Source organism: Pseudomonas sp. KB-10, from assembly GCF_018221585.1.
Lineage (GTDB): Bacteria > Pseudomonadota > Gammaproteobacteria > Pseudomonadales > Pseudomonadaceae > Aquipseudomonas > Aquipseudomonas yangonensis.
In genome coordinates, this window is the sequence record NZ_QYYB01000004.1 from 587,438 (window position 1) to 594,345 (window position 6,908).

At 52.1% G+C, this 6,908-nt stretch carries 14 protein-coding genes and 1 pseudogene; 14 read left to right on the top strand and 1 reads right to left on the bottom strand.

What is annotated here, in order from left to right; all coding sequences use genetic code 11:
* Positions 1 to 64: 64 nt before the first annotated feature.
* From DXK50_RS14635 to DXK50_RS14660, 6 genes are all read left to right on the top strand, one after another.
* Positions 65 to 406 (top strand): hypothetical protein, encoded by a 342-nt coding sequence (locus DXK50_RS14635; protein ID WP_212630800.1) that lies wholly within the window; start codon positions 65 to 67, stop codon positions 404 to 406.
* 75 nt (positions 407 to 481) lie between these two features.
* On the top strand, positions 482 to 823 hold the full coding sequence (locus tag DXK50_RS14640; protein ID WP_212630801.1) for a hypothetical protein: 342 nt from the start codon (positions 482 to 484) through the stop codon (positions 821 to 823).
* A gap of 469 nt (positions 824 to 1,292) precedes the next feature.
* Entirely contained in the window at positions 1,293 to 1,613 is a 321-nt protein-coding gene (locus DXK50_RS14645; RefSeq protein ID WP_212630802.1) for a hypothetical protein, read from the top strand.
* Positions 1,614 to 2,087: 474 nt separating this feature from the next.
* On the top strand, positions 2,088 to 2,384 hold the full coding sequence (locus tag DXK50_RS14650) for a hypothetical protein (protein ID WP_148260825.1): 297 nt from the start codon (positions 2,088 to 2,090) through the stop codon (positions 2,382 to 2,384).
* A 95-nt stretch (positions 2,385 to 2,479) separates the two neighbouring features.
* Positions 2,480 to 2,818, top strand: coding sequence for a DUF1493 family protein (locus tag DXK50_RS14655; protein WP_041769519.1), 339 nt, complete (start codon positions 2,480 to 2,482; stop codon positions 2,816 to 2,818).
* Positions 2,819 to 2,892: 74 nt separating this feature from the next.
* A complete protein-coding gene (locus tag DXK50_RS14660; RefSeq protein ID WP_080558766.1) occupies positions 2,893 to 3,252 on the top strand; it encodes a hypothetical protein in 360 nt (119 codons plus the stop codon).
* A gap of 72 nt (positions 3,253 to 3,324) precedes the next feature.
* Here the strand turns inward: DXK50_RS14660 and DXK50_RS14665 are convergent, their stop codons facing one another.
* Entirely contained in the window at positions 3,325 to 3,876 is a 552-nt protein-coding gene (locus tag DXK50_RS14665; protein WP_212630803.1) for a hypothetical protein, read from the bottom strand.
* A 456-nt stretch (positions 3,877 to 4,332) separates the two neighbouring features.
* Here DXK50_RS14665 and DXK50_RS14670 point away from each other — a divergent pair, with 456 nt between their 5' ends.
* The 8 genes and pseudogenes from DXK50_RS14670 to DXK50_RS14700 form a co-directional block, all read left to right on the top strand.
* Positions 4,333 to 4,551: a MerR family transcriptional regulator gene (locus DXK50_RS14670; protein ID WP_003245701.1), complete on the top strand. Its 219-nt coding sequence runs from the start codon at positions 4,333 to 4,335 to the stop codon at positions 4,549 to 4,551.
* Positions 4,548 to 4,766 (top strand): hypothetical protein, encoded by a 219-nt coding sequence (locus tag DXK50_RS14675; protein ID WP_212630804.1) that lies wholly within the window; start codon positions 4,548 to 4,550, stop codon positions 4,764 to 4,766. The genes DXK50_RS14670 and DXK50_RS14675 overlap by 4 nt, the downstream gene beginning before the upstream one ends.
* Positions 4,763 to 4,885, top strand: a pseudogene (locus DXK50_RS25195) (Arc family DNA-binding protein); the annotation flags it as partial. The gene DXK50_RS14675 and the pseudogene DXK50_RS25195, both read left to right, overlap by 4 nt.
* Positions 4,886 to 4,919: 34 nt before the next feature.
* A complete protein-coding gene (gene pflM / locus DXK50_RS14680) occupies positions 4,920 to 5,231 on the top strand; it encodes a lysogeny maintenance protein PflM (RefSeq protein WP_249186878.1) in 312 nt (103 codons plus the stop codon).
* A 4-nt stretch (positions 5,232 to 5,235) separates the two neighbouring features.
* Complete coding sequence (locus DXK50_RS14685) at positions 5,236 to 5,547, top strand: hypothetical protein (protein WP_212630806.1); 312 nt, start codon at positions 5,236 to 5,238, stop codon at positions 5,545 to 5,547.
* Between the two features lie 367 nt (positions 5,548 to 5,914).
* The gene (locus DXK50_RS14690; RefSeq protein WP_212630807.1) at positions 5,915 to 6,283 is read left to right on the top strand and encodes a hypothetical protein; all 369 of its coding nucleotides are present in this window, start codon (positions 5,915 to 5,917) and stop codon (positions 6,281 to 6,283) included.
* A 204-nt stretch (positions 6,284 to 6,487) separates the two neighbouring features.
* Positions 6,488 to 6,691, top strand: a complete 204-nt coding sequence (locus tag DXK50_RS14695; protein ID WP_012018527.1) for a hypothetical protein — start codon at positions 6,488 to 6,490, stop codon at positions 6,689 to 6,691.
* A gap of 11 nt (positions 6,692 to 6,702) precedes the next feature.
* On the top strand, positions 6,703 to 6,908 hold a 206-nt coding region (locus DXK50_RS14700; protein WP_212630808.1), incomplete at its 3' end, for a major capsid protein.

Genomic DNA, 6,908 nt, shown 5'->3' on the forward strand with positions numbered 1-6,908 from the left:
TGCGCTAAGTTTATCGCAACGCGCTACTTACAATCCGCAGGTGAACGCAACGTTATGCACCACTATGAAATATCGCATTTCTAAAGAGAATATCGAGTTTTTAGCTGAGGCTGCCGAGCAGCCTGCGCTGGTTAAAGCAATAGTGGAGACCGTGGTGCCAAAACTAGCAGACAAGCTATATTTCTATTCTCCTGAGAGCAGCGTCCGAGAAGCAGTATCGGACGCAGTTGGTGTAGGTTTGGTTGTAGTGAATGATTCGTGCATTGAAACTTTTCATAGATACAAACGCATTCATTACTACCGAGGCTGTACTTCTTTGGTGCCTGTTCTATCTGGGATCGTGAAGAAAAACGAGTGGGCGACAGTTTGTGAAAAAATTGCGGCGCTTTACCACCACTATGCATAACAATTGGTTCAAGTCGTTCGCTTCGCTCACTGAGAGACCGGCTAAAGCCGGCCCCTTAACCAAACGTTAGCAGCCATGAGCAATAAATTGGAACTCCTCAGCTTTATCGAGTTTTTTGAATCCGAGCCTGGATGGATACATGAAATGGGCTGGCTCTATGGCGCACGCTTTATTACAACGCGAGGCCCAGACACCGTCATAGCTACAGTTGCACCAGATGAAGCTGAGTTTTTCATTGAGTGGCATCAAGCAGACCGAACTCTTATAAAACTCAAGCTAGTCATGGTTACTGAGTGGATATTTCAGACCATCAACGGGAAAGAGCAGTTATTCCTCAAGGCCACCTCTGACCGGGAAACGCTTTGTGTTATTACTCTCAAACCAGAAGTGGCAGTAAACGTGGAGACGCTTTGGTGAGCATGGCCGCTAACAATGCGCTCAAAGCGCTCACTCCGTTCGCTGGGACCGGCGAAGCCGGCCCCTTAGCTTAATCGTTAGGCTAACTCCTCTATGACGCAGACCTCTCAACTTGATGCATTACCCCTACTAGAAAAAATCATTGCAGCGAACTCTCCAGTTAGTTTGGCTATTTTAGTATTTGCTGCAGTCATATGGATCGTGGGTGGAAATCTTCTGATTAGCTACCATTTCCGAAGGGTTGGAAATAAACGGCCAGGGCTATTTCCATTCCCGTTTAAGAATTTCAATCGCTTTGAATGGGTTACTTTATTAGTGCTTTTGCTTACAATATTTGCCTCATTTTTTATTGCGCTATCAATCAATGATAAGTAGCGGTAGCCTAACAAGTGGTTCAAATCGTTCGCTTCGCTCACTGGGACGGGCTAAAGCCCGCCCCTTAACCAAACGTTAGAGGCTTATTCAGTTCATGCGTATTGACATAGATTTTTCGATATTCACATCTGCTCCATCTGCCGAAGGGGTGATATCAGGAAAAGTTGAACTCAACGCACTGCCTCGAATCGGAGAAATCGTTTCGTTCCTTGCTTCACCGAACGGGCATAAATTCCCGGCAGCTTCGGAATTTAATCCGCTGTTGAAAGTTAAAAATGTAATTCATCAAGTAAATAGCCAAGCGGTAACACTTCAGCTACAAGACGTAGTTCTTCCAAATAAAACAAGCGTTGCCGAAGTCACTGCATTCCTGGAGCAAGGTTTTGGCCTATTCTTTGACCCAACCGGTGAGTAAGCCTCTAACAAGTGGTTCAAACCGTTCGCTTCGCTCACTGGGACGGGCTAAAGCCCGCCCCTTAACCAAACGTTATAAGACTATGGAGACTAGGCAGTGTGGCTAAAAATTGTTAATGCTATAGCTGTAAGCAGTTTGGCTGCTGCCATATTTTTCTATGCTGGTGTCTTTTCAAATTCATTTAGCCAGAACATGTGCTATTCAGAGGTCTTGTCAAAGCTAGGCTCTGACGCCGAACTGGTTGCACACTCTGAAAACAAAGAACACTTTAAGAATTGGGCAAAATTTATTAACCAACTACCTAACCATGGCTACGAGTCCGACTGCCAAGAAATACTTAGATATTTAGGCTCTAAACAATCATATGCGAAATAGCCGTATAACAATGCGCTCAAATTGCTCACTTCGTTCGCTGGGACGGGCTAAAGCCCGCCCCTTAGCTTAATCGTTATGTATAAGTAGTGAGATCGTGCTATGGATAGGCCTCCTAAAAAAATAGACGAAGCAACGGTTATCGAGTGGGTGGTACTGGATGAAACTGTTGTGAAAACAGGGAAGATCACCATGTATCATAATTACATAGAAATCGATAATCCGGCTGCATTCGCCATGTGCCGGTATGAAGACGATCCTGATGATATCTTGGTGTTTTACTGCGATAAACATTGGCGAGTCTTGGCAGCAGCTGGTTACTCAACAATTGAAACTGCAAAGGCAAAAATTGAGCGTGGTTATTCTGGCACGTTAGCCAAGTGGTGCAGAAATGCATAACAAAGTTGTCAAGTTCACTTCGGCCCTTCGGGCCTGCGCGGGACAGCCAAACCGTTGGTTTGTCTGCCCCTTACAACGGCGTTAGACGTAGAGCCATGGATAGCAACGACGAATTTCTTGAACTAGTACAGAAGCACAAATCCGCTCACGCAAGTGTCAGCCTAAGCAGCAGAGTCGTTGATGATTTAGGTATCGATGGCGACGACGCAGAAGAGCTAATTGAAGAGCTTAATACAAAGTTTAAACCTCAAGCACCTGAGGAAAACTGGTCAAAATACTTTCACACCGAAGCTGAGCTTCTATCATGGAGCTACTACCTGAGGCTACTCATGTATAAAGCAGGCATCAGAAAGAGCCCACCGCTAAGAAACATTGAGCCGCTGACAGTTAAAAAGCTCATGGAGCTATACAATGCACACCTGTGTAACGTCTAACAATGCGCTCAAAGCGCTCACTCCGTTCGCAGGGACCGGCGAAGCCGGCCCCTTAGCTTAATCGTTAGGCAATTATGTACCGCATTCCCAAAGACATAGATCTATCAGGAATCGTTGGTGAGTTCACGACGCAAGTGTTGGTTGGTCAATTCGATATCCAATTTTGTTTTGGGAAATATCATTTTGCGGTTCAGTCAGATATTCATCTTATTAAGCACGGGCAAACCATTGGGGTTTGGCAAGCAGGTGCTTGGCCGCCACAGCAGTTTTTTGAAATAATGAATATAAACGTAGTTGCATGCCAAATACCAGATGAAAGAACAGTAACCATCTATCTGGATAACGGTATTGAAATACACCTCAGCGATAACTCAGACCATTTTGAATGCATGCAAATTTACGTCGATGGAGAGCAAGGCCCATGGATAATCTAAAAGCCTAACTAGTGGTTCAAACCGTTCGCTTCGCTCACTGGGACGGACTAAAGCCCGCCCCTTAATCAAACGCTAATCCCTGTGATTCAGTCCGATTTGTGACCTACAATTTCGCCGCTCAATGCTTCCTTCCTTTCCCCAGCAAAAATCTTTCAACTTTCTCTCTTCCTTGATTCCAGTAACTCGCAACGTCTCTTGGGATTGTTCTTGAGCTACAGGCTTTGGAATTTCTCGAGAGCTGAGCACGTTGTCAGCCCCTCTCGGAGTGTAATTCTGATCGTTGAACACAGTTTGTTTGACTGCATGGCCACCTGAGCCAGTGGGCTGTTCAGATCGTTGCTGAGACATTGCGTCTCGCCTTGCCTGCTCTTCCACGATCTTGTCCCAGTCGTTCCTGGGCGTTGGCTCTGCTCGGGTGATCTCTGCAATCGGCTTGGGCTTCGGTTGCTGCCTGTTCTCGGCTAGGTTTTTTACGGTGGTCTGCAGGAAGGCTTGGCCGGCCACATTGAGTGCACCAAGGGTAACTACCGTGCCAAGCACGCCTGCGAGTATCACCCCAGCATTGCCGCGTTTGCGTGGTCGGCTGGTTAGCCATTCCGGTGCATCGTTTCTATCAGCCTTCATCCTTGAATCTCCTCTCCTTGCGGGCGTACCAGCGCCTAGCTACTTCCTGGGTGATCGCTATCCCGCGTCTTGATCGGTCAAGTTTCGGTTGGCCTCGTCGTAATCCGGGCTTCTATGTCCGCCCTCTGGCTCAACCCTACCGCTCACTAGCCAAAGCGCGTACTCAGGAAAGGCATCTGCAAGGATGCCGATTTCCTCTGTACCGATACGAATCTTCTCGCTGCTGATGTTCCGCCAGCGGTCGTAGTTCTTCCCGCCCTTCTCGCTTAGGCGTTTCGGTCCTACGGCCCTAATCAATTGAAGCGCCCTATCTCGAACAGAGTCCATATAGACACAAATCATTGTGCGTAACCTTTACGCAGGCACGATGCCGTGTAAATATTACGCAGGAGTAAATTTTACGCAAAGCTCGGCTTTGCCAACAAAGACCAACATAGTGCAACAAAGGCCACTCCGATGGAAGGAATCCCCCTGACGCTGAAAGACCTTGTGAACCCGCCGCCGATGATGCCGTGGCGCGAGTTCGCAAACTGGATTCGCATGAGTGAAGACCACGACACCGTTCGCGGCTGGATGCGCAACGGCTACCTGCCCCACCTCAAGGTAGGCCGCCACGTAATGGTCAACGTCGCCCTGCTGACCAAGAAGCTTATGGAAGAGGAGTGGGTTGAATGACTACTCAATACGTCGTCGAGACCTGCACCCTGCACGGCGCCACCAAGCAACGCCGCTGGCACCGCGTCCACACCGGCCCGAACAAGGCCGACTGCGCTGCCTATATAGAGCGCGTAATCGCTGACTTGCCGTCCGGCCCTGGTCGTCACTGGGGGCTGACCCAGGAACGCGCCCGCGATTTCTACCGCGTCCGTGGTGTGAGGGCTGCCGCATGAGCCGCACTGACCCGCAATTCAAGTTACGCATGCCGCCAGCCCTCCGCGCCCAGCTAGAGCAAGCCGCCGAACAGGCCAACCGCTCCCTGAACGCCGAAATCGTCACCCGCCTGCAAGCCAGCTTCACCCAGGTAAAGCCCGAGGTGTCGGCCAATGAAAAGCCTGAGCCAGTACCTGCACCAGCCGCACCTCGCGAATTGCGACTGCTCTGTGTGCTACGTCAATCGAAACTGGTCGACGCTCCCAGCATCGTCTCCATCGGCTACCTGCCGATCCACACCATGCACCGAGTGCCGCCCCGTGCAATGGTCCAAGGTAAATGGTCGGACCCACGTTACGCCGGCCTATACCTGCGAGAAACACACGCCACCGAGCCGACCGCCGAAGTACTGGAGCGTTGTGCTCGACACTGGCAAACCAACGCCCTTCGTGCCCCTGCGCGAACCGTTCGAACTGGTGGGGTGATCGCATGACAGTCTCTTTCCGTGTTGGCCGCTATCTGGTCGCCCTGCTCTGGCACTGGATCACACCGTTTCTCTTTGGTGCGGCTGCAGCCATGAGCGTCACGCTGGTAAGCCTGCAAACGAGTGTCAACGCTGTCGGCCTTCACTTCCAAAACGCCATCGCTAATGCGATCGAACAGTGCGCCCCCAGCGATCCGGCCAACGCCGCCGATGCTGAACAGGTCAAGGGCCGCGCTCCCGGCTCGTCGGATCATGCTTCACCGATCCGGCGAACGGAAGCACGGGCGGAGCGCACCCTTGAACGCCCACCACCCTGAATAGCCTCCGCTCGTGAGTGTGGGGCAGCTCCACCGCCCCGCGCTCCCGAGCTCTCGGCGGCAAGAGTGGGATGACAAGGGCAAGGCCCTTGGTGTTGAACATGATCAGACTTGAATAAAACTCACAACTGGCAACTAACGAAATGCTCTTTATTGCACTTTATTGCCCATTGTCAGAGTTGACACGTTAATTATTCAAGAATGGTTTTTCTGAATTTTAATAGCGTATAACTAGGTACACAAACCCGTTGCAAGCCTCGTAATTCCTGGCAGTGAAGAACTACAGCAAGTTCCTCTGCCTGGACTAACTCGGCCTGCAAAAGGTAAATCCGCGCACTAACGCGCAACTTAAATGAGGAAACACAACATGGCACGCACCACTATGGAATTGGCATTCATCAGCGCTGAGCGCGTCCAGTTCGACAACGTAAAGCTCGTCAAACTGTTCTTCGGTGACGAACCCGATGGCGAAAAAGACCTCGGCGTTTCGCTCATGTCCATGAATGTTGCCGAAGACGTCTTGGACGAAGTGTGGGAGGCCTGCAAAGGCTTCGATGTGCTCGAAACCATCCGCGTAACCGCCGAGATCGAACGCGGCTCCAAGAACGCCGGCAAGTTCATCGTCCTGCACGTCGAGTCGGCCAAGCCTGCTCAGGCCGGCAAGCCTGCCGCCCCGCAAGCCACCCAACAACAGCCCAAGCCGACCGGCACCCAGCCGGACGCGGCCAAGGCCTAACGGGAGGGCGCCGCCGTGCTGATCGTTGATCGCGTGCTGTGCGACTGCTGTGGGCAGCCCATGGGCCAGCTCTACAACCAGTCCGCCCCTCAGCCCGACCGGCTGCCCGATCTGCATACGGCGCCCCACCAAACCATCTGCCCCGACTGCCAGGACATGGCTGAGGTCCTCCGCGACCCTAGCCAGGCCGAGTAAGGGGGCGCCATGAATTTCATTGTGTGCGACGGCGTATGGGAGAGCGCAGGCCAAACCCCGGTTTGTGTCGGCACCCTCTCTACCGTCGCGCTCAGTGAGATAAGCCCGACCGGGCTAACTGCTGAAGACCATGCACAGATCCGCGAACACGCCCTGGTGCTGTTCGCCATCGTCTTCGGCGCTCTCGTGCTGAAAAAGGCACTCAACCTGTAGGAGACACCCCCATGCAACACCTGAAAGTCCTGCGCCGCTCGCTCGGTGCTTCCGCCGCTGTTGGCCTGCTGGCCGTACAGCAAGCCCAAGCCGCCCTGCCTGAAGGCGTCGAAGCCGCTCTGACCGCTGCCAAGACCGATGGCGTCGAGGTCGCGGGCATCGTCCTCGGCGTGATCATCGCCATCGCTGCATTCAAGTTCATCCGCCGCGCGCTGTA

Excerpts from the sequence above, each read along its gene's own strand:
- DXK50_RS14635 (WP_212630800.1), top strand. The coding sequence starts at position 65 with ATGAAATATCGCATTTCTAAAGAGAATATCGAGTTTTTAGCTGAGGCT.
- DXK50_RS14640 (WP_212630801.1), top strand. The coding sequence starts at position 482 with ATGAGCAATAAATTGGAACTCCTCAGCTTTATCGAGTTTTTTGAATCC.
- DXK50_RS14645 (WP_212630802.1), top strand. The coding sequence starts at position 1,293 with ATGCGTATTGACATAGATTTTTCGATATTCACATCTGCTCCATCTGCC.
- DXK50_RS14650 (WP_148260825.1), top strand. The coding sequence starts at position 2,088 with ATGGATAGGCCTCCTAAAAAAATAGACGAAGCAACGGTTATCGAGTGG.
- DXK50_RS14655 (WP_041769519.1), top strand. The coding sequence starts at position 2,480 with ATGGATAGCAACGACGAATTTCTTGAACTAGTACAGAAGCACAAATCC.
- DXK50_RS14660 (WP_080558766.1), top strand. The coding sequence starts at position 2,893 with ATGTACCGCATTCCCAAAGACATAGATCTATCAGGAATCGTTGGTGAG.
- DXK50_RS14665 (WP_212630803.1), bottom strand. The coding sequence starts at position 3,876 with ATGAAGGCTGATAGAAACGATGCACCGGAATGGCTAACCAGCCGACCA.
- DXK50_RS14670 (WP_003245701.1), top strand. The coding sequence starts at position 4,333 with ATGGAAGGAATCCCCCTGACGCTGAAAGACCTTGTGAACCCGCCGCCG.
- DXK50_RS14675 (WP_212630804.1), top strand. The coding sequence starts at position 4,548 with ATGACTACTCAATACGTCGTCGAGACCTGCACCCTGCACGGCGCCACC.
- pflM (WP_249186878.1), top strand. The coding sequence starts at position 4,920 with ATGAAAAGCCTGAGCCAGTACCTGCACCAGCCGCACCTCGCGAATTGC.
- DXK50_RS14685 (WP_212630806.1), top strand. The coding sequence starts at position 5,236 with ATGACAGTCTCTTTCCGTGTTGGCCGCTATCTGGTCGCCCTGCTCTGG.
- DXK50_RS14690 (WP_212630807.1), top strand. The coding sequence starts at position 5,915 with ATGGCACGCACCACTATGGAATTGGCATTCATCAGCGCTGAGCGCGTC.
- DXK50_RS14695 (WP_012018527.1), top strand. The coding sequence starts at position 6,488 with ATGAATTTCATTGTGTGCGACGGCGTATGGGAGAGCGCAGGCCAAACC.